Annotated in this window: 1 protein-coding gene; it reads right to left on the reverse strand. The window is 62.6% G+C overall.

The annotated features are described in order from the left end of the window. Positions 1-262, reverse strand: a 262-nt coding sequence (locus SB765_RS30790; protein ID WP_410932643.1) for an FAD-dependent oxidoreductase, incomplete at both ends; no start/stop codon positions are given.

Genomic DNA, 262 nt, shown 5'->3' on the forward strand with positions numbered 1-262 from the left:
CGGTGCGCACGGTGATGCGCTCGCCATAGCGGACTTCCAGCGCCGGGCTGTTCTCGAAAATCCGTACACCATGGCCGGCCAGGGCGGTGGCTTCGCCCAGTAGCAGGTTCAGCGAGTGCACATGCCCGCCGCCCATGTGCAGCAGGGCGCTCGTGTAGGCATTGGAGCCGATGATCTGTTGCACATCGCTGCCGCCGAGAAAGCGGATCTCGTGCTGGCTGTTGATCGACTTGAAGTCTTTTTCCCAGGCGCGCAGGGTTTT

This window comes from Pseudomonas sp. SIMBA_067, assembly GCF_046534675.1.
Classification (GTDB): domain Bacteria; phylum Pseudomonadota; class Gammaproteobacteria; order Pseudomonadales; family Pseudomonadaceae; genus Aquipseudomonas; species Aquipseudomonas putida.